Annotated in this window: 20 protein-coding genes and 1 other RNA gene; 9 read left to right on the top strand and 12 right to left on the bottom strand. The window is 66.9% G+C overall.

What is annotated here, in order from left to right; genetic code table 11:
* Positions 1 to 3 precede the first annotated feature (3 nt).
* From aroA to gyrA, 6 genes are all read right to left on the bottom strand, one after another.
* Positions 4 to 1,308 carry a 3-phosphoshikimate 1-carboxyvinyltransferase gene (gene aroA / locus R9B84_RS05225; protein WP_423759463.1) on the bottom strand — a complete coding sequence of 435 codons (1,305 nt, stop codon included), beginning with the start codon at positions 1,306 to 1,308 and terminating at the stop codon, positions 4 to 6.
* A 13-nt stretch (positions 1,309 to 1,321) separates the two neighbouring features.
* Complete coding sequence (locus R9B84_RS05220) at positions 1,322 to 2,248, bottom strand: prephenate dehydrogenase (RefSeq protein WP_423759462.1); 927 nt, start codon at positions 2,246 to 2,248, stop codon at positions 1,322 to 1,324.
* 186 nt (positions 2,249 to 2,434) lie between these two features.
* Positions 2,435 to 3,517 carry a prephenate dehydratase gene (gene pheA, locus R9B84_RS05215; RefSeq protein WP_423759461.1) on the bottom strand — a complete coding sequence of 361 codons (1,083 nt, stop codon included), beginning with the start codon at positions 3,515 to 3,517 and terminating at the stop codon, positions 2,435 to 2,437.
* 33 nt (positions 3,518 to 3,550) lie between these two features.
* Positions 3,551 to 4,633, bottom strand: a complete 1,083-nt coding sequence (serC, locus tag R9B84_RS05210) for a 3-phosphoserine/phosphohydroxythreonine transaminase (RefSeq protein WP_423759460.1) — start codon at positions 4,631 to 4,633, stop codon at positions 3,551 to 3,553.
* A gap of 173 nt (positions 4,634 to 4,806) precedes the next feature.
* A complete protein-coding gene (locus tag R9B84_RS05205; RefSeq protein WP_021157463.1) occupies positions 4,807 to 5,406 on the bottom strand; it encodes a DUF2059 domain-containing protein in 600 nt (199 codons plus the stop codon).
* Between the two features lie 83 nt (positions 5,407 to 5,489).
* Positions 5,490 to 8,093, bottom strand: coding sequence for a DNA gyrase subunit A (gene gyrA / locus R9B84_RS05200; protein WP_047900115.1), 2,604 nt, complete (start codon positions 8,091 to 8,093; stop codon positions 5,490 to 5,492).
* A 533-nt stretch (positions 8,094 to 8,626) separates the two neighbouring features.
* Here gyrA and ompA point away from each other — a divergent pair.
* The 4 genes from ompA (at position 8,627) to ssrA (ending at position 11,265) form a co-directional block, all read left to right on the top strand.
* A complete protein-coding gene (gene ompA, locus R9B84_RS05195; protein WP_047900114.1) occupies positions 8,627 to 9,298 on the top strand; it encodes an outer membrane protein OmpA in 672 nt (223 codons plus the stop codon).
* 152 nt (positions 9,299 to 9,450) lie between these two features.
* Positions 9,451 to 10,149 (top strand): bifunctional 2-polyprenyl-6-hydroxyphenol methylase/3-demethylubiquinol 3-O-methyltransferase UbiG, encoded by a 699-nt coding sequence (gene ubiG, locus R9B84_RS05190; RefSeq protein WP_423759459.1) that lies wholly within the window; start codon positions 9,451 to 9,453, stop codon positions 10,147 to 10,149.
* Between the two features lie 13 nt (positions 10,150 to 10,162).
* Positions 10,163 to 10,879, top strand: a complete 717-nt coding sequence (gene gph / locus R9B84_RS05185; RefSeq protein WP_423759458.1) for a phosphoglycolate phosphatase — start codon at positions 10,163 to 10,165, stop codon at positions 10,877 to 10,879.
* Positions 10,880 to 10,895: 16 nt separating this feature from the next.
* Positions 10,896 to 11,265: a transfer-messenger RNA gene (ssrA, locus tag R9B84_RS05180) on the top strand.
* A 267-nt stretch (positions 11,266 to 11,532) separates the two neighbouring features.
* On the opposite strand, the gene R9B84_RS05175 is transcribed toward ssrA, so the two are convergent.
* From R9B84_RS05175 to R9B84_RS05160, 4 genes are all read right to left on the bottom strand, one after another.
* Positions 11,533 to 11,886 carry a DUF4148 domain-containing protein gene (locus R9B84_RS05175; RefSeq protein ID WP_423759457.1) on the bottom strand — a complete coding sequence of 118 codons (354 nt, stop codon included), beginning with the start codon at positions 11,884 to 11,886 and terminating at the stop codon, positions 11,533 to 11,535.
* A gap of 141 nt (positions 11,887 to 12,027) precedes the next feature.
* Positions 12,028 to 12,234: a hypothetical protein gene (locus tag R9B84_RS05170; protein ID WP_423759456.1), complete on the bottom strand. Its 207-nt coding sequence runs from the start codon at positions 12,232 to 12,234 to the stop codon at positions 12,028 to 12,030.
* Between the two features lie 35 nt (positions 12,235 to 12,269).
* A complete protein-coding gene (locus R9B84_RS05165) occupies positions 12,270 to 12,539 on the bottom strand; it encodes a hypothetical protein (RefSeq protein WP_174381239.1) in 270 nt (89 codons plus the stop codon).
* Between the two features lie 101 nt (positions 12,540 to 12,640).
* Positions 12,641 to 13,747, bottom strand: a complete 1,107-nt coding sequence (locus tag R9B84_RS05160; protein WP_423759455.1) for a substrate-binding domain-containing protein — start codon at positions 13,745 to 13,747, stop codon at positions 12,641 to 12,643.
* A gap of 131 nt (positions 13,748 to 13,878) precedes the next feature.
* Between R9B84_RS05160 and R9B84_RS05155 the strand changes: the two genes are divergently transcribed.
* The 4 genes from R9B84_RS05155 to R9B84_RS05140 are packed head-to-tail and all read left to right on the top strand — an operon-like array spanning position 13,879 to position 19,181.
* Positions 13,879 to 14,379 (top strand): NAD(P)H-dependent oxidoreductase subunit E, encoded by a 501-nt coding sequence (locus tag R9B84_RS05155; protein ID WP_423759454.1) that lies wholly within the window; start codon positions 13,879 to 13,881, stop codon positions 14,377 to 14,379.
* Entirely contained in the window at positions 14,376 to 15,953 is a 1,578-nt protein-coding gene (locus R9B84_RS05150) for a formate dehydrogenase beta subunit (RefSeq protein ID WP_423759453.1), read from the top strand. The genes R9B84_RS05155 and R9B84_RS05150 overlap by 4 nt, the downstream gene beginning before the upstream one ends.
* A 17-nt stretch (positions 15,954 to 15,970) precedes the next feature.
* Positions 15,971 to 18,922 (top strand): formate dehydrogenase subunit alpha, encoded by a 2,952-nt coding sequence (gene fdhF, locus R9B84_RS05145; RefSeq protein ID WP_423759452.1) that lies wholly within the window; start codon positions 15,971 to 15,973, stop codon positions 18,920 to 18,922.
* Between the two features lie 7 nt (positions 18,923 to 18,929).
* The gene (locus R9B84_RS05140; RefSeq protein ID WP_096472734.1) at positions 18,930 to 19,181 is read left to right on the top strand and encodes a formate dehydrogenase subunit delta; all 252 of its coding nucleotides are present in this window, start codon (positions 18,930 to 18,932) and stop codon (positions 19,179 to 19,181) included.
* An 8-nt stretch (positions 19,182 to 19,189) separates the two neighbouring features.
* On the opposite strand, the gene R9B84_RS05135 is transcribed toward R9B84_RS05140, so the two are convergent.
* A complete protein-coding gene (locus R9B84_RS05135) occupies positions 19,190 to 20,824 on the bottom strand; it encodes an FAD-dependent monooxygenase (protein WP_423759451.1) in 1,635 nt (544 codons plus the stop codon).
* A gap of 130 nt (positions 20,825 to 20,954) precedes the next feature.
* Here R9B84_RS05135 and R9B84_RS05130 point away from each other — a divergent pair, with 130 nt between their 5' ends.
* Entirely contained in the window at positions 20,955 to 22,793 is a 1,839-nt protein-coding gene (locus R9B84_RS05130) for a tetratricopeptide repeat protein (RefSeq protein WP_423759450.1), read from the top strand.
* Positions 22,794 to 22,877: 84 nt separating this feature from the next.
* Here R9B84_RS05130 and R9B84_RS05125 read toward each other — a convergent pair whose 3' ends face one another.
* The gene (locus R9B84_RS05125; protein ID WP_423759449.1) at positions 22,878 to 24,173 is read right to left on the bottom strand and encodes an MFS transporter; all 1,296 of its coding nucleotides are present in this window, start codon (positions 24,171 to 24,173) and stop codon (positions 22,878 to 22,880) included.
* Positions 24,174 to 25,084 lie beyond the last annotated feature (911 nt).

The raw sequence follows: 25,084 nt of genomic DNA, 5'->3' as shown, positions 1-25,084 counted from the left end.
GGGTCAGGCTTTGGCGAGCGCGGCGAAGCGGTCGAAATAGTCGGGGAACGTCTTGCCGACGCACTTCGGATCGTTGATCCGCACGGGCACGCCGCCCAGGCTGACGAGCGAGAAGCACATCGCCATCCGGTGATCGTCGTACGTGTCGATCGCCGCGTTCGGCGTGAGCTTTTCCGGCGGCGTGACGACGAGATAGTCGGGACCTTCCTCGACGATCGCGCCAACCTTGCGCAATTCGGTCGCCATCGCGGCGATGCGATCGGTTTCCTTCACGCGCCAGCTCGCGATGTTGCGCAGCGTGCTCGTGCCTTTCGCGAACAGCGCCGCGACCGCGATGGTCATCGCCGCATCGGGGATCAGGTTGAAGTCCATGTCGATCGGCTCGAGCTTGCCGTGGTCGTGGCCGATGCCGCGTACGTCGATCCAGTCGTCGCCCATCGTCACATTCGCGCCCATCTGCATCAACGCATTCGCGAAACCGACGTCGCCCTGGATACTCGCGCGCCCCACGCCCTCGACACGCAGCGGGCCGCCGCCAAGCGCGCCGGCCGCGAGGAAGTACGACGCGGACGACGCGTCGCCCTCGACCATGATCCGCCCCGGCGAGCGGTAGCGGACGCCGGCCGGCACGACGAAGCGCTGCCAGCCGTCACGCTCGACGACCACGCCGAAACGCTCCATCAGCCGGATCGTGATGTCGATGTACGGCTTCGAGATCAGTTCGCCGTCGACCTCGACGACGGTCCTGCCGTCCTTCGCCTTCACGAGCGGCAGCGTCATCAGCAGCGCCGTGAGGAACTGGCTCGACACGTCGCCGCGCACTCGGATCGGCGCATCGACCGAGATCGTGGCGGGCTTGATCCGCAGCGGCGGGTAGCCTTCGTTCAGTTCGTAGTCGATCTGCGCGCCGATCTGCCGCAGGCCGTCGACGAGATCGCCGATCGGCCGCTCGTGCATGCGCGGCACGCCGTGCACGCGATAGTCGCCGCCGTTCACCGCGAGCGCGGCAGTCAGCGGCCGCACAGCCGTGCCCGCGTTGCCGAGGAACAGGTCGGCCGTCTTCGCGGTGAACGCGCCGCGCGTGCCCGTAACGACGCAGGTGTCGCCATCGCGCGCAAGCTTCACGCCGAGCTTGCCGAGTGCATCGAGCATCACGCGCGTGTCGTCGGAGTCGAGCAGATTGGTGATCGTCGTTTCGCCTTCGGCGAGCGCCGCGAGCAGCAGCACGCGGTTCGAGATGCTCTTCGAGCCGGGCAGGCGCACGGTGCCCGATGCACTGGAGTAAGGGCCGAGATCGAGATAGTCCATGGGAATCGTCCTGTTATTTCTTGACCGGTTCGGCAGCAGGCGTGCCGCCGCGCTCCTGCCATGCCTTGCGTGCGGCGCGCGAACGCGTGAACACGGCTTCGAGCGCGGCGCCGTCGCCGGCGTCGATCGCCTCGCGCAGCCGCGTGAGCACGCGCGTGTAGCCGTCGAGTTCGTCGAGCAGCGCCGCGCGGTTCGCGACGCACACGTCGCGCCACATCTCCGGGCTAGACGCCGCGATGCGCGTGAAATCGCGGAAGCCGCCCGCCGCGTACGAGAATTTCAGTTCCGCGTCCGCCTCGCCGAGGATCTGCTCGACCAGCGCAAACGACAGCAGGTGCGGCAGATGGCTGATCGACGCAAACACGCGATCGTGCTGCTCGGTGCTCATCGTGCGCACGTCGGCGCCGGTCGCACGCCACATCGCGTCGATCCGCGCGACCGATTCGGGCGCGTTCTCCGGCAGCGGGCACAGCACGACGTTGCGGCCGACGTACAGGTCCGGCAACGCGGCCTCGACGCCGCTCGACTCGCGGCCGGCGATCGGATGCCCCGGCACGAACTGCGCGATCCGCGCACCGAGCGCTTCGCGCGCGGCCGCGACAACATCGGACTTGGTGCTGCCCGCATCGGTGACGATCGTCGCATCGGCGAGCCACGGCGCGATGCGCGCGAGCAACGGGCCCGTCTGCGCGACGGGGGCAGCCAGCAGCACGAGATCGGCGCCCGCAAGCGCGTCGCGCAACTGCACGTCGTCGTCGAGCGCCGCCGCGCGGTCGATCACGCCGAGCGACAGCGCACGCTCGACCGATGCGCGCGAACGGCCCACGCCGACAATCTCGCCCGCGCCGCCCGGCGCGCGCTCGCGCAGCGCGCGGGCCAGCGATCCGCCGATCAGGCCGACACCGAAGATGACCAGTTTGTTGAATGCAAAGCCTGACACGACAAGAGCCAAGTTACGCGTGCGGAACGACGCCCCGCACACGGATTTCCAGATTCCGGGCAACGGGCCCGCACCCGGCGCAACCTGCTCCGGATGCCGCCCGAACCCGCCTTCGGCAGCGCCGACCAGCCTGCCCTGCCCGCCTGGCCGCCACGCCTGTGCGAGCAGGCGACGGGCCGCCGCGCGTCAGCGTGCGCTCGGATACGAACCGAGTATCTTCAGGAACGCGGCCTTCTGGCCGAGTTCCGCGAGCGCGGCCGCGACTGCCGCATCGTCGCGGTGCCCTTCGATGTCGATGTAGAAGTAGTACTCCCACGTGCCGACGCGCGCCGGACGCGACTCGAAGCGCGTCATCGACACGCCGTGCCGCGCGAGCGGTTCGAGCAGCTTGAATACGGCGCCCGGCTCGTTCTTCACCGACACGATCAGCGACGTCTGGTCGTGACCGCTTTGCCCGGCCGGCTGCTTGCCGACGATCACGAAGCGCGTGCGGTTGTGCGGATCGTCCTGGATCAGCGAGAACGCGATCTGCAAGCCGTAATGCGCGGCCGCGCGGTCGCCCGCGATCGCCGCGACGGTCGGATCGGCCGCCGCGAGACGCGCGGCCTCTGCGTTGCTCGCAACCGCCTGCCGCTCGAGCTGCGGCGCATTCGCCGCAAGCCACTGCTGGCATTGCGCGAGCGCCTGCGCATGCGCGCAGACGCGCTTCACGCCATCGAGCGTGCCGCTCTGCGTGAGCAGGTTGTGGTGGATGGGCAGCGCGAGCTCGCCGCTGATCACCAGCTGCGTCTGCAGCAGCAGGTCGAGCGTGCGCGACACGGCGCCTTCGGTCGAATTCTCGACCGGCGCGACACCGAACGCGGACGCACCGGCCTCGACCGAGCGGAACACCTCGTCGATCGACGGGCACGGCAGCCCTTCGATCGACTGGCCGAAATACTCGAGCATCGCTTGTTCGCTGTACGTGCCGACCGGCCCGAGGAACGCGACGTGGATCGTCTGCTCGAGCGCGCGGCTCGCCGCCATGATCTCGCGCCAGATTGCGCTGATGTGCTCGCTCGCGAGCGGCCCCGCGCTCATGTCCTGCAGCCGCGCGATCACCTGCAGCTCGCGCTCCGGCCGGAACACCGGCGCGTTGAAATGCTTCTTGACCTCGCCCACTTCCAGCGCCACCGCGGCGCGCTGGTTCAGGAGCGCGATCAGCTGCGCGTCGATCGCGTCGATGCGATCGCGCAGCGGTTTCAGGCGGGAATTCAGTTCGTCGTCCATGCGTTTTGCCGTGCTGTTTGAACAGCGCCGCCGTCAGGCGCCGCGCTGCTCGAAGTCCTTCATGTACTCGACGAGCGCCTTCACGCCCTCGAGCGGCACCGCGTTGTAGATCGACGCCCGCATGCCGCCGACGGACTTGTGGCCCTTCAGCTGCAGCAGCCCGCGCGCCTTTGCGCCGGCAAGGAAGTCTTCGTTGCGCGTTTCGTCGGCCAGGAAAAACGGCACGTTCATCCGCGAACGCGCTGCCGGCTCGACCTTGTTCAGATAGAAGCTGCTCGTATCGATCGTGTCATAGAGCAGCTTCGATTTTTCGATATTGCGGGCCTCGATCGCTTCGAGGCCACCCTGCCGCTTCAGCCACTGGAACACGAGGCCCGCGATGTAGATCGCGTAGGTGGGCGGCGTGTTGTACAGCGAGTTGTTCTCGGCGACAGTCTTCCATTCGAACGCGGACGGGCAGATCGACAGCGCGCGATCGAGCAGATCCTCGCGAACGATCACGACCGTCACGCCGGCCATTCCGATATTCTTCTGCGCGCCGCCGAACAGCACGCCGTATTTCGCGACGTCCATCGGGCGCGACAGGATATGCGACGAGACATCCGCGACCAGCGGCACGTCGCCGAGATCGGGGATCTCGAACGTCTCGACGCCGTCGATCGTCTCGTTGGTGCACAGATGCACGTAGGCCGGATCGTCCGACAGTTGCCATTCGGCGCGCGCCGGCGCACGCGTGAAGCCGTCTTCCGTCTTGCCGATCGCGGCGAGATGCGGCGTGCAGAATTTCTTCGCCTCGCCGAACGATTTCTGCGACCACGAGCCCGTCACGACGAAATCGGCGGTTTTGCGCGACCCGAGCAGGTTCATCGGCACGATCGCGTTTTCCGCGATGCCGCCGCCCTGCAGGAACAGGATCCGGTGGCTTGCCGGCACGCCGAGCAGGTCGCGCAGGTCGGTCAGCGCGGCCTCGTGAATCGACATGAATTCCTTGCCGCGATGGCTCATCTCCATCACGCTCATGCCGCTGCCGTGCCAGTCGAGCATTTCGTCGGCGGCCTGCCGCAGCACTTCCTCGGGCATCGCCGCAGGGCCGGCGGAGAAATTAAAGACGCGCATCGTGAAAACCTCGGGAGGGACGCGACCGGCGGCTCGCCGCCGCATGTCAGTTGCAAATGAGCGGCGCCAGAAAAGGAATGGCCGCTTGCGCTCGCGCGCAAACGGCCATTATCGCACTGTCGTCAGGCTCTCGCCAAACCCGGCCGAACGGCCGGGGGGCGTGCCCGACCGGCTTACTTGCCCGGCTTGACTGCTGCGACTTCCTTGTCAGCCTGCGTGCGCGTCGCCTGGATCGCTTGCGGCATGTACTTCTGCATCAGGCCGTTGACCACGTCGCGACCGACTTGATCCTGAACCTGGATGAACTTGCGGCCCGTCGGGCTCTTGTAGAACGTCGTCAGATCCTTGATCTCCGACGTGCTGTAGTACTTCGCGTATGCGTCGTACTGAGCCGACATCGCGTCGTTCTGGAACTGCTGCGTGCCGAACACCTTGCCCGCGCCGTCGACCAGCTTCGGCACCGCGTTCTTCTGCAGCGTCGGAACGGCAGCCTGCTTCTGCTTGTCGTTCAGCGTCTTGTTTTCCGACAGTGCGTCCGACAGGATCGCCGGTACGAGTTGCTTGGCCTGCATTTCGGCGCTGTTGCCGATTGCCGACACGAGCTTCGGCGCGTCGATCGCGTCGAGCAGATCCTTGATCGCTGCCTTCTTGTCGGCGTCGATCGGCGCAGCTGCCGCGGCGGGCGCCGGTGCGGAATTCGACAGCGCTTGCGCCATCGCGAACGTCGGCACCAGTGCAGCCAGCAGGACCAGTTGCTTGAATTGCTTTTGCATCATCACTCCCTTTTGGAAATATGAATGGTTGCTCGCCGGCCGCGGCGCTTCACGCCCGCGGCGGCCAGAGTCTCATCCGTTCTTCAGGCTTCGCCGTCCGACGCCTCGTCGGCCTCGCCATCGCCCTCCTCGGCCTCCGCAATCTGCTGCAGGCCAGAGAGCTTGGTACCCTCATCGAGACTGATGAGTGTAACACCTTGCGTGGCACGCCCCATCTCGCGAATCTCGGATACGCGGGTGCGAATCAACACGCCGGCCGTCGTGATCAGCATGATCTGATCCTCGGCGTCGACGAGCGTCGCGGCCACGACCTTGCCGTTGCGCTCGGACGTCTGGATCGCGATCATACCCTTCGTACCGCGGCCGTGGCGCGTGTACTCGGTGATCGGCGTGCGCTTGCCGTAGCCGTTCTCGGTCGCGGTGAGCACGGTCTGCTCCTCGCTGCCCGCGACCAGCATCGCGATGACCTGCTGCCCGTCCTCGAGCTGCATGCCGCGCACGCCGCGCGCCTCGCGCCCCATCGGGCGCACGTCGTTCTCGTCGAAGCGCACGGCCTTGCCGGCGTCGGAGAACAGCATCACGTCGTGCGCGCCGTCGGTGATCGACGCACCGATCAGGAAGTCGCCGTCATCGAGGCCGACCGCGATGATGCCCTTCTTCATCGGACGGCTGAACGCTTCGAGCGGCGTCTTCTTCACGGTGCCGAGCGACGTCGCCATGAAGATGAACTTGTCGGCCGAGAATTCCTTGACCGGCAGCACGACGTTGATCTTCTCGCCATCCTGCAGCGGGAACATGTTGACGATCGGGCGGCCGCGCGAGTTGCGCGAGCCCTGCGGCACTTCATAGACCTTGACCCAGTACACGCGGCCGCGGTTCGAGAAGCACAGGATGTAATCGTGCGTGTTCGCGATGAACAGCGTCTCGATCCAGTCGTCTTCCTTCATCTGCGTCGCCTGCTTGCCGCGACCGCCGCGCTTCTGCGCGCGGTACTCGGACAGCGGCTGCGACTTCACGTAGCCCGCATGCGACATCGTGACGACCATGTCCTGCGGCGTGATCAGATCCTCGGTGTTCAGCTCGGTCGCGTTCAGCTCGATCTTCGAGCGGCGCGCGTCGCCGAATTCGGCCTTCACCGACGTGAGTTCCTCGCCGATCATCGTCGTGATCCGCTCGGGGCGCGCGAGGATGTCCAGCAGGTCGGCGATCTGCGCCATCACTTCGCGATACTCGCCGATGATCTTGTCCTGCTCGAGGCCGGTCAGGCGCTGCAGACGCATCTGCAGGATTTCCTGGGCCTGCGTGTCGGACAGGCGGTACAGCCCGTCGACCTGCATGCCGAACGCCGGGTTCAGGCCTTCCGGGCGGTACGCGGAGCGGCCGCCGGCCGCCGCGTTCTCGCTCTCGGCACGCGTCAGCATCTCGCGAACGAGCGACGAATCCCACGGCTTCGCCATCAATTCCTGCTTCGCGATCGGCGGCGTCGGCGCGGCCTTGATGATCGCGATGAATTCGTCGATGTTCGCGAGCGCGACCGCGAGACCTTCGAGCACGTGGCCGCGTTCGCGGGCCTTGCGCAGTTCGTAGATCGTGCGGCGCGTCAGCACTTCGCGTCGATGCGACAGGAAGCACTGCAGGATTTCCTTCAGGTTCAGCAGCTTCGGCTGGCCGTCGACGAGCGCGACCATGTTCATGCCGAACGTGTCCTGGAGCTGCGTCGCCTTGTACAGGTTGTTCAGCACGACTTCCGGCACTTCACCGCGCTTGAGCTCGATCACGACACGCATGCCGCTCTTGTCGGACTCGTCGCGGATGTCGGAGATGCCTTCGAGCTTCTTCTCGTTGACGAGTTCGGCAATCCGCTCGAGCAGCGAGCGCTTGTTCACCTGGTACGGCAGCTCGTCGACGATGATCGCCATCCGCTGGCCGCGGTCGATTTCCTCGAAGTGCGTGGCCGCACGCATCACGACGCGGCCGCGCCCGGTGCGGTAGCCGTCGCGCACGCCGGCGACGCCGTAGATGATGCCGGCCGTCGGGAAGTCCGGCGCGGGGATGATCTCGATCAGTTCGTCGATCGTCGCTTCCGGGTTGTTCAGCAGGTGCTGGCACGCGTCGACGACTTCGTTCAGGTTGTGCGGCGGGATGTTGGTCGCCATGCCGACCGCGATGCCCGACGAGCCGTTGATCAGCAGGTTCGGAATGCGCGACGGCAGGACCGACGGCTGCGTTTCGTTGCCGTCGTAGTTCGGCTCGAAATCGACCGTTTCCTTGTCGATGTCGGCGAGCAGCTCGTGACCGATCTTCGCCATGCGAATTTCGGTGTAACGCATCGCCGCGGCATTATCGCCGTCGATCGAGCCGAAGTTGCCCTGCCCGTCGATCAGCATGTAGCGCAGCGAGAAGTCCTGCGCCATCCGCACGATCGTGTCGTAGACCGCGGTGTCGCCGTGAGGGTGGTACTTACCGATCACGTCACCGACGATACGCGCCGACTTCTTGTACGCGCGGTTCCAGTCGTTGTTCAGTTCGTGCATCGCGAACAACACGCGCCGGTGCACGGGCTTCAGGCCATCGCGGACATCCGGGAGGGCACGTCCGACGATCACGCTCATCGCGTAATCGAGATACGAACGGCGCATTTCCTCCTCTAGGGAGGTGGGCAGGGTCTCTTTGGCGAATTGATCCATGTATCCGTATCGTTTCGGAGCGAAGACGGCGAACGCCTTTCGCGTGGGCGCTGCATGCGCAACGCAACGCGAGATTCTAACATGCGCCCATCAGCCGCAAATTCGCCTCCCCCTCTATATATAACTAGCGAAAATCGCGGCGCGGCGAACCGGCCGGAACCGCACACGACTCGACGTCACCGGCGATCGCGCCCGGTTTGTTTCACGCGCACGCGTAAACAGTTGCACGCATCCGCGCAATTTCGCCGACACACTCTTGACAATCTCTGAAAGTTGCGGCAGGTCGGTGTTGCGCATGCACCACAAACGTTGAGGCGATCTTAGGGTGGGGAGGATTTTTTTTCGTAGGAAGGGAACGATATGGCAAAATGCCAACGCACTGAAGGTCAGACGCTGCTCGAAGTCTAAAGTCTACACAGAGCGGTGCCGCGTTTTTGTGCCGCACCAATGTTATACTTCGAGCAATGTATGACTTGTCACCGTCAACAGGCTCGCAGTAAACCTGCGGTAATCTCAATTTCGAGAGGAGAAATATGAATAAACTTTCAAAGCTCGCGTTCATTGCAGCTACCGCAGTTATGGCTGCATCCGCTTCGGCACAGTCGGTGCCGGCGTCGCGTCAAGCCGTCAACGACAACTGGGTGAACGGCACGGGCGAATGGGTGTGGATGAACGGCACGAACGAGCTGTGCTGGCGCGATGCATTCTGGACGCCGGCCACCGCCAACGCGAAGTGCGATGGCGCACTGGTCGCCCAGGCACCGACGCCGCCGGTCGCTCCGACCCCCGCTCCGGCCATCACGAGCCAGAAGATCACGTATCAAGCTGACGCGCTGTTCGACTTCGACAAGGCAACGCTCAAGCCGCTGGGCAAGCAGAAGCTGGACGAACTGTCCTCGAAGATCCAGGGCATGAACACGGAAGTGGTCGTCGCAACGGGCTACACGGACCGCATCGGTTCGGACAAGTACAACGACCGTCTGTCGCTGCGCCGTGCGCAAGCCGTGAAGTCGTACCTGGTCAGCAAGGGTGTGCCGGCCAACAAGATCTACACGGAAGGCAAGGGCAAGCGCAACCCGGTTACGACTGGCTGCAACCAGAAGAACCGCAAGCAACTCATCGCCTGCCTCGCACCGGACCGTCGCGTGGAAGTCGAAGTGGTTGGTACGCAAGAAGTCCAGAAGACGACCGTTCCGGCACAGTAAGCCGCGGTTTTCGACTGCTTCAAAGCCCCGCTCCGGCGGGGCTTTTTCATTGATGCCCGTCCGGGCGCTCACTGGCCTCGTCGTCCGCCCGCTTATATACTCGGGGCTGACGAACCGCAGCACCGCCCTCCTTCCGTAGCCCGTTTGCCGACATGACCAACGCCGATCCGCACGAACTCCAGAAATTCAGCGACCTCGCCCATCGGTGGTGGGATCCGAATGCCGAATTCAAGCCGCTGCACGACCTGAACCCGGTCCGGCTCGGCTGGATCGACGCGCATGCGCACCTGGCCGGCAAGCGCGCACTCGACATCGGCTGCGGCGGCGGCATCCTGTCCGAGTCGATGGCCGGACTCGGCGCCCAGGTGAAAGGTATCGACCTGTCGACCGAAGCACTCGGCGTTGCCGACCTGCACAGCCTCGAAAGCGGCATCGCGGTCGACTACGAGGCGATCGCCGCCGAAGCGATCGCCGCGCGCGAACCGGGCACTTACGATGTCGTCACGTGCATGGAGATGCTCGAGCACGTGCCGTCGCCCGGCGATGTCGTCGCCGCGTGCGCGACGCTCGTGAAGCCGGGCGGCTGGGTGTTCTTCTCGACGTTGAACCGGAACCTGAAGTCCTACCTGTTCGCGGTGATCGGCGCGGAGTACATCGCGCAAATGCTGCCGAAGGGCACGCACGACTATGCGCGCTTCATCCGCCCGTCGGAACTGGCCGGCTTCGTGCGTGCGACCGATCTGCACATCGTGGAGATCAAGGGCATCACGTATCACCCGATCGGCAAGCGCTTCGCGCTGTCGCACGACACCGACATCAACTACCTCGTCGCGTGCCGCCGCGGCGCGTGACCCTCCGACCGGCATGACGACTCCCCTTTCGCCCGCGCGGGCCGCACTCGACGAACCGCGCCTGCTGCACTGCGACGCGGTGCTGTTCGACCTGGACGGCACGCTTGCCGACACGGCGCCCGATCTCGCCGCTGCCGTCAACAAGATGCAGCGCGTACGCGGCCTGCCCGAAACGCCGCTCGACGCGCTGCGGCCGCTGGCCTCGGCCGGCGCGCGCGGCCTGCTCGGCGGTGCATTCGGCATCGATCCGCACACGCCCGGCTACGAAGCGATGCGCGACGAGTTCCTCAGCAACTACGCGACGGATATCTGCGTGCATACGACGCTGTTCCCCGGCATCGGCGACGTGCTCGACGAACTCGATGCGCGCGGCGTGCGCTGGGGCATCGTCACGAACAAGGCGATGCGGCTTACGACGCCGCTCGTCGATCTGCTCGGTCTTGCGCCGCGCGCCGCCTGCGTCGTCGGGGGCGACACAACGCCGCACCCGAAGCCGCACCCGGCCCCGCTGCTGCACGCGGCCGACCAGTTGACGCTCGCGCCGGCGCGCATCGTCTACGTCGGCGACGATCTGCGCGACATTCAGGCCGGCAGCGCTGCCGGCATGGCGACGGTCGCGGCCGCGTACGGTTACTGCGGCGACGGCGCCGCGCCGGCCGACTGGCAGGCCCAGCATCTCGTCGATACGACGCAGGAACTGCGCGAACTGCTGCGCGATGTTGGGCTATAATGACCGTCTTATCCGCGGGGGCGACCTGGTTTCGACAGGGGTTGTGAAGCGGCTAGGGCATGTCGAGGACCCGTCACCTCGTTAATCAATGGGAAAATCGTAACTGCAAACGACGATACGTTCGCACTGGCAGCCTAACGGCCGCCGTCCTCTGCCTAGTTCACTGACGGGCTAGTGTCGCAAGACCGGTAGCAATACCGCCAGAGGTCATTTACGTCAGTTAAGCCCTGTCGGCGTCGCGACGCCAGGGTCGAAAACCTAGCGAATCGCCGTAGCGCAGCGTGTTCGTCCGCGTCGCTGCGGTTAAATCAAATGACTGAACTAAACATGTAGAACTAGTCGTGGAGCGCTTCTGGACGCGGGTTCGATTCCCGCCGCCTCCACCAAATTCCGCGTTCGCCGCACGAACCCCGCATGACGCAAGTCTGCGGGGTTTTTTGTTGCCGGCGAAACCCCTCTCCTTCCGAAAAGGCGCCCAGCCACGGACGGGCCGGGCGGAATGCCGCCGGTGCTCCGGCGGCCGGAGGTGACGGATGTTCTGCCGCGCCCGTGCAATCATCGGTCGTGCCGGGCGACGACCTGCCCGGTTGCCACCGCACCGGGCGCGACGTGTCGTCGCACCCAGCGCTCAAGCACACCGGGCAATGCGCGACTTAGCTGCCGCGATACAGCGACTTCATTTCTTCAGCGCTGGCCGGACGCACGCCCATTGCACCCGAACCCGATGCCGATGCGCCCTGTGCCTGCGCACCGTACCCGCTGGCGTCGGCACCTTGCGCTTGCGCCAGCGCACTGCGCTGTTGCTCCGCAACACGCGCCGTTGCAGCCTGGATCGCTTCCGGATAGTGCGGATCTTCGCCGCTGGCGGAGTTGTAACCGGCTTGCTGGAGCTGGACCAGCTCGGCACGGACCTGCGCGCGGGTGATCGTCGAACCCGGCTGGGCAAACGACACGACCGGAGCAACGAGAGCGGCAGCAACGACAACGGCTTGAACGAGCGACTTCATGATGACCTACCTCCAGATTTGTCTGTTTTCGCGGTGAACACCTTGTTCAGCGCTGATAAACCGAAGTTTATGTAGGCGGATGCTTAAGAATAAGGCAGGTTTCTGGAAGGCATCCTTCCTGATTTACGGGTTAACCCTAGATCACTTGCCGGGCCCGCAATGCGCGAGCGCCGCTTCGTCCGGCATCGCGTAGCACGACGGCTCGCCGAAAAACACGAGCCCCGCGAAGCGACAACGCTTCGCGGGGCTCGAATGGCATTGCACGGGATTCGCGCGTTCGCCGGTCAGGTGGTGGCCAAGCCGATAGCCGATGTCCGTGTGCGCATCACCCGCCTGTCGAATCGACACCGCACGACCAACGCGCAAACGCGCCTGTCCACGCGTTACTGGCTATCCATCGGGCACTTCAGGTTGCAACCGTTCGGGTCGCCGAGGTCACCCTTGCGACGCAACGCCGATTTCTTGCTGCCCTGGTATTTCTGCGACGGCGCAGATGCCGCGAACGGCATCTGCGGATGCTCGTTCAGGCGAAACTGTTCGCTCAGGATGCCGCCGGGCACGCCCGGGGAATTCTGCGCGAACGCAAACGGCGACGCAGCGACCAGAAGCCCCGCGGTCAACGCTGCCGCGGCGAGGGAAACGGAAAATTTCATGGCGGGATGACGCCTGAACGGCGTGCTTGTTGGAACGTTGATCAAGCGCCAAGCGTAGCGCAAATCACCCGTTGCTGCAGCGCAGTTCGATCGCGTCCCCGTTACCGTGAATTGCCGTCCGGTGCACTCGTGCCGTCGCCGCCGACCAGCCCCGTCGCGATGCTCGTCAGCGTTCCGCATGCGGCCGGATCGTAGCCATCGAGATGCGCGACGCGCTCGACGAAGCGCGCATCGCGCAGCAGTGCCAGCACACCGGCGAGCGGCCGCGCGTCGAGCCGCGCGCGTTCGCACGCGAAGTAATAGTCCTCGTCGACAACCGGGATGAAATCGAGCCCGAAATGATGGGCTGCCGGCTCGACACCGAAGCCGAGATCGGCCATCCCGCTCGCGACGAACGCCGCAATCGCCGAATGCGTGAGCTCGGCCGACGCATAACCGTCGATGCGCTCGGGATCGATGCCGATCGCGCGCAGCGCGAGATCCAGCAGCATCCGCGTGCCCGACCCAGGCTGCCGGTTGACGAAGCGGATGTCGTTGCGCGCGAGATCCGCGAGCCCGCGGACCTGCTTCGGGTTACCGCGCGGCACGAACAGCCCCTGCTGGCGGCGCGTCAGGTGAATCAGCACGTGGCGGGTATCGTCGAGCCACGGCTGGTAGATCTGCGCGCACTGTGCGCGAAACGCGCCGCGCGGCAGATGGAAGCCGGCCAGGTCGCATTCGCCGCGTGCGAGCGCCTGCACGGCTTCGACGCTTTCGCGATACTTGATGTCGACGGCCGCCTGCGCATCGACGAGCGCCGCCACGAGCGTCGCGACCGCGTAGCCATGCGACGCGTGGATCCGCACGGCGCCGTCGCGCTGCGCGAGCCGCCGGTTCAGGTCGCTGGCCACTTCGGCCGCGAGCGTACGCAGGTTCCCGTCGAGGCGGCTACGCGCGAGGCGCTGCGCGTCGACGACTGCCTGCCCGAGCGCCGACAGCGTCGATCCCTTGCCGCGCGCGGTTTCGATCAACTCCCCGCCGATGCACGCCTCAAGCGCGCGCAACATACCCCACGCGTGCCGGTACGACAGCCCTTTCGCCTGGGCCGCCTGCGCAATGCTGCCCGTGTCGGCCACGAGCTCCAGCAGTGGCGCGACGTCGGACAGGCTGGCCGTACGGCCTTCCGTGTCGCGTACGGTCAAATACGCGTCGCATTCGATTCGAATCAATTATGCACTCCGATTTCCTATTGCGACTGCGAAATCTTCCGCTTATCGTTGGTCGAAATCAATCAGAACGAAGTCGCGATGCGCACTATATGAATTTCGAGCGCATATGAGACTTTGGAGGAGCATAACCGATGTCCCCGAATTCCCATGCGCCCGACGCGCTCGTCGAGCGCCATGCGCGCGCCGGCCGGTCGCTGGTCGCGATCCTGCATGCGATCCAGGACGACGCGGGCTACGTGCCGCCGGGTTGCGTCGCGCCGCTCGCCCGGGCGCTGAACCTGTCGCGCGCCGAAGTGCACGGCGTACTGACCTACTACCACCACTTCCGCACCGCGCCGCCCGCGCGCGTCACGATCCAGGTGTGCCGTGCCGAAGCGTGCCGCAGCATGGGCTGCGAAACGCTCGCCGCGCACGCTGAAGCCCGCACGGGCTGCCGGTTCGACGCAGCGCACGACGATGCTGCAGATGCGCACACGCCGGACGCCGTCGCGCTCGAATCGGTCTACTGCCTCGGACTGTGTGCGCAGTCGCCGTCGATGACGGTCAACGGCGTGCTTCATGCGAAGGTCACGCCGGAAAAGTTCGACGCACTGCTGGCCGATGCGGTCGCCCACACGCCGGAGGCCGCATGACGACCCGCATCTACGTTCCGCGCGATTCGTCTGCGCTGGCCCTCGGCGCCGACGCGCTCGCCACCGCGATCGTCACGGAAGCCGAACGGCGCGGCGTCGCGATCGAACTGGTCCGCAACGGCTCGCGCGGGCTGCTTTGGCTCGAGCCGCTCGTCGAGGTCGGCACGGCCGCCGGCCGCATCGGCTATGCGAACCTGTCGGCCGCCGACGTGCCGGCCCTGTTCGACGCAAACTGGCTCGAAGGCGGCGCGCATCCGAGCAGCGTCGGCGTGGTCGACGCGCTCCCCTATCTCGCGCGCCAGCAGCGCCTCACGTTTGCGCGCATCGGCCTGACCGATCCGCTGTCGATCGACGACTACCTGCAGCATGAAGGCCTTGCCGGCCTGAAGAACGCACTCGCGCTCGACGGCGATGCGGCGTGCGAAACGCTGATCGAATCGGGGCTGCGCGGCCGCGGCGGCGCGGCGTTCCCGGCCGGCATCAAGTGGCGCACGGTCCGGCACGCGAGCGCCGCGCAGAAGTACATCGTCTGCAATGCGGACGAAGGCGATTCGGGCACGTTCTCCGACCGTCTGATGATGGAATGCGATCCGTACTGCCTGATCGAAGGGATGATCATCGCAGGCATCGCGACGGGCGCAACGGTCGGCTACATCTACGTGCGCAGCGAATACCCGCACGCGATCGCCACGCTCGAAGCCGCGATCGGCCGCGCGCGCGAAGCCGGCTGGCTCGGCGAACGCGTGCTCGGCTCCGCGCACGCGTTCGAGCTGCACGTCGCGAAAGGCGCGGGCTCGTACGTGTGCGGCGAGGAAACGGCGCTGCTCGAATCGCTCGAGGGCAAGCGCGGCGTCGTGCGCGCGAAGCCGCCGCTGCCCGCGCTCGCCGGCCTGTTCGGTCAGCCGACCGTGATCAACAACGTCATCACGCTCGCGACGGCGCCGGTGATTTTCGCGCGTGGCGCCGCGTTCTATCGCGACTACGGGATGGGCCGCTCGCGCGGCACGCTGCCGTTCCAGCTGGCCGGCAACATCCGTCACGGCGGCCTCGTCGAACTCGCGTTCGGCGTCACGCTGCGCGAACTGCTGTTCGACTTCGGCGGCGGCACTGCAAGCGGCCGGCCCGCACGCGCCGCGCAAGTCGGCGGCCCGCTCGGCACCTACCTGCCCGGCCATCAATGGGACGTGCCGCTCGACTACGAGGCGTACACGGCGATCGGCGCAGTGGTCGGCCACGGCGGCATCGTGCTGCACGACGACACGTCGAACCTCGCCGAGCTCGCCGAATATGCGATGAAGTTCTGCGCGATCGAATCGTGCGGCAAGTGCACGCCGTGCCGGATCGGTTCGACGCGCGGCGTCGAGACGATCGCGCGCATCCGCCACGGCGATACGTCGGAGCGGCAGGTGACGCTGCTGCGCGACCTGTGCGACACGATGCTGGCCGGTTCGCTGTGCGCGATGGGCGGGATGACGCCCTACCCGGTGCTGTCCGCGCTCGACCATTTCCCCGAAGATTTCGGGCTCGCCACCGGCAAGGATGCCGCGTCGGGCCCGGTCAAGGCTGCGGCCTGACCCAGAAGGAGCCCTGCATGTCCCTCGACACGAACAACGTCCGCCAAGGCGGCTGCGGCTCGGGCCAATGCGCGTGCAAGAGCGCCGCACAGGCGCGCGCCCGCGACCCGCTCGACGATACCGACTACGGCACGCCGCAACGGCATGCCGACATCGACGTCACGCTCGAAATCGACGGCCAGCCGGTGACGGTGCCGGCCGGCACGTCGGTGATGCGCGCGGCGATCGAAGCCGGCGTCAACGTCCCGAAGCTTTGCGCGACCGATTCGCTCGAGCCATTCGGCTCGTGCCGGCTGTGCCTCGTCGAGATCGAAGGCCGGCGCGGTTACCCGGCGTCGTGCACGACGCCGGCCGAAGCGGGCATGAAGGTGCGCACGCAGTCGGACCGGCTGCAGTCGCTGCGCCGCAACGTGATGGAGCTGTACATCTCCGACCATCCGCTCGACTGCCTCACCTGCCCCGCCAACGGCGACTGCGAGTTGCAGGACATGGCGGGCGTCGTCGGGTTGCGCGAAGTGCGCTACGGCTTCGATGGCGCGAATCACCTGCACGACCGCAAGGACGAATCGAACCCGTACTTCACTTACGACCCGTCGAAGTGCATCGTCTGCAACCGCTGCGTACGCGCCTGCGAGGAAACGCAGGGTACGTTCGCGCTGACGATCGCCGCGCGCGGCTTCGAATCGCGCGTCGCCGCCGGTGAAAGCGAATCGTTCATGGCGTCGGAATGCGTGTCGTGCGGCGCCTGCGTCGCCGCATGCCCGACGGCCACGCTGCAGGAAAAATCCGTCGTGCAGCTCGGGCAGGCCGAACACTCGGTCATCACGACCTGCGCGTACTGCGGCGTCGGCTGCTCGTTCAAGGCCGAGATGAAGGGCACGCAGGTCGTGCGCATGACGCCGAACAAGAACGGCCTCGCGAACGAAGGCCACGCATGCGTGAAGGGACGCTTCGCATGGGGCTACGCGACGCACAAGGACCGCATCACGAAGCCGATGATCCGCGAGAAGATCACCGACCCGTGGCGCGAAGTGAGTTGGGACGAAGCGCTCACCTACGCAGCGACGCAATTCCGCAAGCTGCAGCAGAAGTACGGCCGCGATTCGATCGGCGGCATTACGTCTTCGCGTTGCACGAACGAGGAAACCTACCTCGTGCAGAAGCTCGTGCGCGCCGCGTTCGGCAACAACAACGTCGATACCTGCGCGCGCGTGTGCCATTCGCCGACCGGCTATGGCCTCAAGACGACGCTCGGCGAATCGGCCGGCACGCAGACGTTCGCATCGGTCGACCAGGCCGACGTGATCGTCGTGATCGGTGCGAACCCGACCGACGGCCACCCGGTGTTCGGCTCACGGCTGAAGCGGCGCGTTCGCGAAGGCGCGAAGCTGATCGTGATCGACCCGCGCCGCATCGATGTCGTCGACGGTCCGCATGTGAAAGCCACGCATCACCTGCAATTGCGCCCCGGCACCAACGTCGCGATCGTCAACGCGCTCGCGCACGTGATCGTCACCGAAGGGCTTGTTGCCGACGCGTTCGTCGCCGAGCGCTGCGAGACGCGCGCATTCGAGCAATGGCGCGACTTCGTGTCGCGCGCCGACAATTCGCCCGAGGCAACCGCCGACGTGACGGGCGTGCCGGCCGAACTGGTACGCGCCGCCGCGCGCCTCTACGCAACCGGCGGCAACGCCGCGATCTATTACGGGCTGGGCGTCACCGAACACGCGCAGGGCTCGACGACGGTGATGGGCATCGCGAACCTCGCGATGGCAACCGGCAACATCGGCCGCGAAGGCGTCGGCGTCAATCCGCTGCGCGGCCAGAACAACGTGCAGGGTTCGTGCGACATGGGCTCGTTCCCGCACGAGCTGCCCGGCTACCGGCACATCAGCGACGAGATCGTGCGCGCGCAGTTCGAACAGGCGTGGTCGGCCAAGCTGCAGCCGGAACCGGGGCTGCGCATCCCGAACATGTTCGACGCGGCGCTCGACGGCAGTTTCAAGGGGCTCTATTGCCAGGGCGAGGACATCGTCCAGTCGGACCCGAACACGCAGCACGTGTCGGCCGCGCTGTCGGCGATGGAGTGCATCGTCGTACAGGACATCTTCCTGAATGAAACCGCGAAATATGCGCACGTGCTGCTGCCGGGCTCGACGTTCCTCGAGAAGGACGGCACGTTCACGAACGCGGAGCGCCGCATCTCGCGCGTGCGCAAGGTGATGCCGCCGCTCGCGGGCTACGCGGACTGGGAAGTGACGCTGCTGCTGTCGCAGGCGCTCGGTTACGACATGCACTACACGCACCCGTCGGAAATCATGGACGAGATCGCGCAGCTCACGCCGACCTTCTCGGGCGTGTCGTACGCGAAGCTCGACGCGCTCGGCAGCATCCAGTGGCCGTGCAACGAGCACGCGCCGGAAGGTACGCCGACGATGCACATAGACGCGTTCGTGCGCGGCAAGGGCCGGTTCGTGATCACCAAGTTCATTCCGACGCCGGAAAAGGTCACGCAGCGCTATCCGCTGATCCTGACGACGGGCCGCATCCTGTCGCAATACAACGTCGGCGCGCAGACGCGCCGGACCGAAAACGTCCGGTGGCATGAAGAGGATCGCCTCGAGATCCATCCGCACGACGCGCAGGATCGCGGCATCCGGACCGGCGACTGGGTCGGCATCGAATCGCGTGCCGGGCATACGGTACTGCGCGCGCTCGTGACGGAACGCATGCAGCCGGGCGTCGTGTACACGACGTTCCACTTCCCCGAATCGGGCGCGAACGTGATCACGACGGAAAGCTCCGACTGGGCGACGAACTGCCCTGAATACAAGGTGACGGCCGTGCAGGTGCTGCCGGTTGCGCAGCCGTCCGACTGGCAGCAAGCGTACGCGCGCTTCAACGCGGAGCAGATCGACCTGCTCGAGCGCCGCGCGAGCACGCCTGACACCGTGACGACAGGCAAGTGAGGCGGAGATGGACAACGACCACCTGATCGACATGGCCAACCAGATCGGCGCATTCTTCGAATCGATGCCCGATCGCGACGAAGCACTGACCGGCATCGCCGAGCATATCCGGCGTTTCTGGGAGCCGCGGATGCGCCGCGCGTTGCTCGCCGCGCTCGACGATCCGTCGAGCGAAGGCGCACAGCGGGCGGCGCCGATCGTGCGCGACGCGATCGCCACTCACCGCGCATCGCTCGTCCCTGCCGCAGCAACCGCCTGACCGCGCTGCTACGCGGACACCGACATGCCCGCGAACCAGCTTTCGCAGTGGCGCAGCAACGCACTCGCGTCGGTCGCCGTGCGCCCGCGCGCGGCGACATACCCGTCGGGCCGCAACAGGTAGAACGACGGCCGCGAGCGGCCGTACTCCTGTGCCAGCCCGGCGGCACCGTCGCCTTCGGCATCGGTGATCCGCCACACGCGCACAGCGCCCGGCATGATCCGTTCGAGCTCCTGCACGAGCGCCTGCGCATCGGCCGCCATCGGCGGCGCAGCGCCGGCGTCGGGATTCGCCGGCTCGTCGAGCAGCAGCAGCGTGAAGCTCGCCGGATCGTGCAGATCGTATAGCCGCGCCGTTCCCGGGGCCTGGCCGAGCGGGCCGTCGAGCACGTGCACGAGCGCGTCGGGGGCCCGCTCGCCTGCACGCGGGCCGCCGTCGAGCACGCGCTCCAGCGTGAGCGGACTCTTCCGGTACTGCACGCCGAGCTCGCTGACCGTGCGCCGCACCGCGTCGCGCATCGGCCCGAACGACACCAGCAGCGGCACGACATGATCGCGCAGCAGCTTCATCGCGCCGCGATCCGCCTCGACGACCTGCGTGATGAAACTGGTCTGCCGCAACACGTCGCGCTCGATCGGATGGCGCTCGGCGTGATAGGTGTCGAGCAGCCGTTCGGGCGTGCCCGCGCCGAGCACGCGCGCGAGCTTCCAGCCGAGATTGAACGCTTCCTGGATGCCGGTGTTCATGCCCTGCGCGCCGGCCGGGCTGTGGACGTGCGCGGCATCGCCCGCGAAGAACACGCGGCCGTGACGCAGCCGGGCGACCATCCGGCTGTGCAGGTGGAAATAGGACGACCACGCGAGATCGGTCGGCGCAATCGACGCGCCGACGCGCGCACGCACGATCGCGTCGCATTCCGCGAGCGACGGGGTCGGCGCATCGCTGCCGGGCGGCCGGTCGGCAACGAGCCGGTAACGGCCGCCGCCCATCGGAAACAGGCCCGCCATGCCTTCGGGCGTCGTGAACAGGTGGATCTCTTCGTCCGGCCAGTCGGGTATCGCCGCGAAATCGGCAAGCAGGAAAGTCTGTTCGAACACCTGCCCGGTGAAGCTCACGCCGAGCAGATGCCTGACAGTGCTGTGCGCACCATCGGCGGCGATCAGGTACGACGGCGCGAATGATTCGTCGCGGCCGTCGGCGCAGCGGATCGTCACGTCGAGCGACTTGCCGCCTGCATCGCACGCGGTCAGCGTCGCGCCGCGCTCGACCGTCACGCCGAACCCGGCCAGATGCTCGGCGAGCAGCCGCTCGGTAATGCTCTGGTCGAGAAACAGCAGATACGGGTAGCGCGTTTGCAGCGGATCGAAATCGAGCCGCGCGATCACGCGGCCGTCGGCATGCAGCGCGGCCGCATGCGCGCGATGGCCGAGCGCGAGAAACGGCTCGACCGCGCGATGCTGCTCCAGCAGTTCGAGCGTGCGTGCCTGGATACCGATCGCGCGCGAATACGGCGCGGGCGCGGCGAGGCGGTCGATGATGCGCACCGGCACGCGGGCCCGCGCGAGGCTCATCGCGGCGGCAAGGCCGGTCGGCCCCGCGCCGACGATCAGCACGGGCGGGATATCGGGCAGTGTGTCAGCCATGAGAACCTCGATGACACGCGACCCTGCAAGTCTACGCCGCTACGCGTCACGGGGCCATATGCCGACCGGCCGACGCGCGGCACCCATGCGCGGTGTGGGAAAATACGCGCTTTCCGCCAGATTTCGCGTCATGGATTCCGCATTCGACCGAGCGTATGCAGCACACCGCGCGGGCCGCCTCGCCGAGGCCGAGCACGGCTATCGCGCCGCGCTCGCCACCAACCCCGCCGACGCCGACGCGCTGCATCTGTTCGGCGTGCTGCGGCACCAGCAGGGCCAGCACGCCGAGGCAGCCGATCTCGTCGGTCGTGCCGTCACGCTGCGTCCGGACGATGCCGCGCTGCAGCTCAATCTCGGCAACGCGCTGAAAGCGCTCGGCCGGCTCGACGAAGCGATCGACCGCTTTCGCAACGCGCTGACGCTCGCGCCCGAATTTCCGCTCGCGCACTACAACCTCGGCAACGCGTATGCGGCGCTGCAGCGCCACGAGGATGCGATCGACGCGTTCGGCCGCGCGCTCCGGCTCACGCCCGACGACGCGTCGATCCACAACAATCTCGGCAACGCGCTGAACGCACTCGGCCGCCACGACGACGCGCTCGCCGCGTTCCGGCGCGCGCTCGAACTGCGGCCCGGGCATGCGGGTGCGCACAACAACCTCGCGATGGCGCTGAACGCGATGGGCCACGCCGACGATGCGATCGCGCACTTCCAGGCCGCGATCGCCGCGCAGCCGCGCTTCGTCGCCGCGCATTTCAATCTCGGCAACACGTTCGATGCGGTCGGCCGGCATGCCGAAGCGGCCGCCGCGTTCGAAGCCGCGCTCGCGCTGCACCCGCCGTTTCCGCTCGCACTGTTCGGGCTCGCGAACGCACTGTGCGCGCAGGCGCGCCACCGCGACGCGCTGCCCTACTACGAGCGCGCGGTCGGTCTCGATCCGTCGTTCAGCCTGGCATGGCTGAACCTCGGCAACGCGCATCACGCGCTTTGCGCGCACGAGATGGCGTTGCGTGCATTCGACCAGGCGTTGCGCGTCGAACCCGATCTCACGCTCGCGCGGCTGCACCGCGCGGTCACGCTGCTGACGCTCGGCGACTTCACGCGCGGCCTGCCCGCGTACGAAGCGCGCCACGAGACGCCGGGCGCGATCCCGCTCGGCGCGCTGCCGCGCTGGCAGGGCGAGCCGATTGCGTCGCGCACGCTGCTGATTCGCGCGGAACAGGGGTTCGGCGATACGCTGCAGTTCGTCCGCTTCGTGCCGCTTGCCCGCGCACGCTGCGCGCGCGTCGTGCTCGAAGTCCAGCCGGAACTCGTGCCGCTGCTGGCGCCCGCCGCATCGCGCTGGCGCGTGACGCTCGTCGCGCAGGGCGCAGCAAAGCCGCCGGCGGCGGACGTCGCCTGCACGCTGATGAGCCTGCCGTTCCTGCTCGGCCTTCAGCCGGCGGACATCGTCGGCGGCACGCGCTACCTCGACGCGCCCGACGGCGCCCGCCGGCACTTTCGCGGCTCGCTCGGCGGGCAGTCGAAGCGCAAGTTCGGCCTCGCGTGGTCGGGGCGCCGGCAGGCGCAGGAAAACCGCTCGATGCCGTTCGACGCGCTCGCACCGCTGCTCGCGCTGCCGGACATCGACTGGATCGTGCTGCAACCCGCCCTCGACGACGACGAACGTGCGTGCGTCGACGCGCATCCGCGCGTGCATCGCCTCGACGGCCGGCTGAACGACTTTGCCGATACGGCCGCGCTGATCGAGCGGCTCGACGGCGTCGTCACGATCGATACGGCGGTCGCGCACCTTGCGGGCGCGCTCGGCAAGCCACTGTGGGTCATGCTGCCGTTCGCGCCCGACTGGCGCTGGTTCACCGGCGACGACTGCCCGTGGTATCCGCAGGCAAGGATCGCCCGCCAGCCCGCACCGGGAGCATGGCTCGAGGTGGCAGCCGCGGTCGCCGGCAAGCTGCACGAAGCCTGAACGCAGACGAAAAAAGGGAGCGCGCTGCGCTCCCTTTTTCAATGCGATGCATGCGGCCGGCGCCGCGCAATGTGCGAGCGCCTGTCAGGCCGCCTTGTACTGGTTGCGCGCCTCGGGCGTGCGATACAGCACGAGCGTCGCGATCAGCCCGCAAATCGCGGCCACGCTCAGCCACAGCCCCGGCGCTGCCTTGTTCCCGGTCTGGTGGATCAGCAGCGTCGAGATTGCCGGTGTGAAGCCGCCGATCGTCGTCGCCAGGCTGTACGCGAGCGAGAAGCCGGCCGTACGCACGTCGGCCGGCATCACTTCGGTCAGCGCGACGACCATCGCCCCGTTGTACGACGCGTACAGGAACGACAGCCACAGCTCGACCGCGAGCAGCCGCAGGAACGACGGATCGCCGACGAGCCACAGCACGGCCGGGTAGGCCGACAGCAGCGTCAGCACCGTGAACGCGATCAGCACCGGGCGGCGGCCGATGCGATCGGACAGCGCGCCGGACAGCGGCAGCCACACGAGGTTGGAGATGCCGACGCAAACGGTCACGACAAGTGCGTCGAGCGACGACAGGTGCAGCACTTCCTTGCCGAACGTCGGCGTGTACGCAGTGATCATGTAGAACGATACCGTCGTCATGATCACCATCCCCATGCCGGCAACCACCACGCCCCAGTTGTCGAGCATCGAGCGCATGATCTCGCCCATCGACGGGCGGTGGCGCTTCGCGAGGAACTCGTCCGTTTCCTTCAACGAACGACGGATCAGGAACAGGAACGGCACGATCAGGCAGCCGATCAGGAACGGAATGCGCCAGCCCCACGCGGTCATCTCGTCGGCCGGCAGCGCGCGGTTCAGCAACACGCCGACGAGCGCGGCGAACACGACGGCCACCTGCTGGCTGCCCGACTGCCACGACGTATAGAACCCCTTGTGGCCCTTCGTCGCGATCTCCGACAGGTAGACCGACACGCCGCCGAGTTCGACGCCCGCCGAGAAACCCTGCAGCAGCCGGCCGAGCAGCACGAGTACCGGCGCGAGCACGCCGATCGTCGCGTAGCCGGGTATCGAGGCCACCGTGAGCGTGCCGAGCGCCATCAGCCCGAGCGTCAGGATCAGCCCCTTGCGGCGGCCGTGATGGTCGATGTACGCGCCGAGCACGATCGCGCCGACCGGCCGCATCAGGAAGCCCGCGCCGAACACCGACAGCGACAGCATCAGCGACGCGAATGCGTTGCCGCTCGGGAAGTAGGTTTTCGCGATGGCCGACGCGTAATACCCGTAGACCATGAAGTCGTACATTTCCAGGAAGTTGCCGCTGACGACCCGGAATACGGTGCGGAATTTCGATTCCTGCGCAATGGCGTGTGACGCTGTGGACATGTTTTTCTCGCTCAGCTCGGATGGCGCGAATCCGCGCCGCATGGATCCGACGACGCGCGCGGCGCCGGGCCGGCGCGCACGGGCATCGCTACCCGCCGGCGGCGCGCCGCACGACGATGCGCGCACCGGCATGGTCCGCGAATGATGCCACGCCAAGCCGACATTTGCCTTGTGTCGCTCCTTCCATCGCCGTCGCGGCATTCGACTCGTACGAATCGTCCCGAAACGGACACAAAAATCAGATTGATCTGATCGACCGGCTCTCGCCGTCCGACCACAATGTCACGATTTGCGACGACATTTCCGCGCCGCGGCCGGCACGGTTGCCTGTGTCGCACGGCGTACCGCCCTCATGACCCCATCGCCCCTCGTCCCCGTCGAAGGCGCGCTTGCCCGCCCTCGCGTCGCCCCGCTCGATCACGTACCGCCGTTCGGCCGCGAATGGACCTTTCGCGGCGCGCCCGGTGCACCGCCCGGCAAACACTGTCTCGCGACACTGACGACGTCCTGCATCGACGTCGACCGGCCGCACCGCGCGTGCCACTGGCAGCCATGGCCCGTGGCGGCGTCAACGCCGAATCCGGCAGGGGCGCCGGTCGCACCGGCTGCCGTTGCCGGCAGGCTCTCCCGACGTACCGCCCGAGGCTCTCGCGACCGGCGTGCGATGTATGCGATCTGCTGGAGTGTCGGCGCGTTCGGCATCATCGGCTGGCTGATCGCAGCGCACGAACCACCCACGGGCTTCGAGCCTGCGCACACGATCCAGATGGCCGGCGGTGCGCCTGAATCCGCCACGTCATCAACCGGCACCGTACGGGTCGCCGCGGTTCAGCCGGGTACGTCGACGAACACGTCACCGCAGCGCACAGCGGCGACACCTGTCGCGAGAACCGAAGAATCACGATCGGCCA

Source organism: Burkholderia sp. NLJ2, assembly GCF_049487195.1.
Classification (GTDB): Bacteria; Pseudomonadota; Gammaproteobacteria; order Burkholderiales; family Burkholderiaceae; genus Burkholderia; species Burkholderia pyrrocinia.
This window is presented reverse-complemented; position numbering and strand designations above follow the sequence as displayed.

Coding starts and splice junctions, on each gene's coding strand:
- R9B84_RS05175 (WP_423759457.1), bottom strand. CDS start 11,886: ATGAAGTCGCTCGTTCAAGCCGTTGTCGTTGCTGCCGCTCTCGTTGCT.
- serC (WP_423759460.1), bottom strand. CDS start 4,633: ATGCGCGTCTTTAATTTCTCCGCCGGCCCTGCGGCGATGCCCGAGGAA.
- gyrA (WP_047900115.1), bottom strand. CDS start 8,093: ATGGATCAATTCGCCAAAGAGACCCTGCCCACCTCCCTAGAGGAGGAA.
- gph (WP_423759458.1), top strand. CDS start 10,163: ATGACGACTCCCCTTTCGCCCGCGCGGGCCGCACTCGACGAACCGCGC.
- R9B84_RS05135 (WP_423759451.1), bottom strand. CDS start 20,824: ATGGCTGACACACTGCCCGATATCCCGCCCGTGCTGATCGTCGGCGCG.
- R9B84_RS05130 (WP_423759450.1), top strand. CDS start 20,955: ATGGATTCCGCATTCGACCGAGCGTATGCAGCACACCGCGCGGGCCGC.
- R9B84_RS05205 (WP_021157463.1), bottom strand. CDS start 5,406: ATGCAAAAGCAATTCAAGCAACTGGTCCTGCTGGCTGCACTGGTGCCG.
- pheA (WP_423759461.1), bottom strand. CDS start 3,517: ATGGACGACGAACTGAATTCCCGCCTGAAACCGCTGCGCGATCGCATC.
- R9B84_RS05140 (WP_096472734.1), top strand. CDS start 18,930: ATGGACAACGACCACCTGATCGACATGGCCAACCAGATCGGCGCATTC.
- R9B84_RS05155 (WP_423759454.1), top strand. CDS start 13,879: ATGTCCCCGAATTCCCATGCGCCCGACGCGCTCGTCGAGCGCCATGCG.
- R9B84_RS05125 (WP_423759449.1), bottom strand. CDS start 24,173: ATGTCCACAGCGTCACACGCCATTGCGCAGGAATCGAAATTCCGCACC.
- ubiG (WP_423759459.1), top strand. CDS start 9,451: ATGACCAACGCCGATCCGCACGAACTCCAGAAATTCAGCGACCTCGCC.
- R9B84_RS05165 (WP_174381239.1), bottom strand. CDS start 12,539: ATGAAATTTTCCGTTTCCCTCGCCGCGGCAGCGTTGACCGCGGGGCTT.
- aroA (WP_423759463.1), bottom strand. CDS start 1,308: ATGGACTATCTCGATCTCGGCCCTTACTCCAGTGCATCGGGCACCGTG.
- ompA (WP_047900114.1), top strand. CDS start 8,627: ATGAATAAACTTTCAAAGCTCGCGTTCATTGCAGCTACCGCAGTTATG.
- R9B84_RS05150 (WP_423759453.1), top strand. CDS start 14,376: ATGACGACCCGCATCTACGTTCCGCGCGATTCGTCTGCGCTGGCCCTC.
- fdhF (WP_423759452.1), top strand. CDS start 15,971: ATGTCCCTCGACACGAACAACGTCCGCCAAGGCGGCTGCGGCTCGGGC.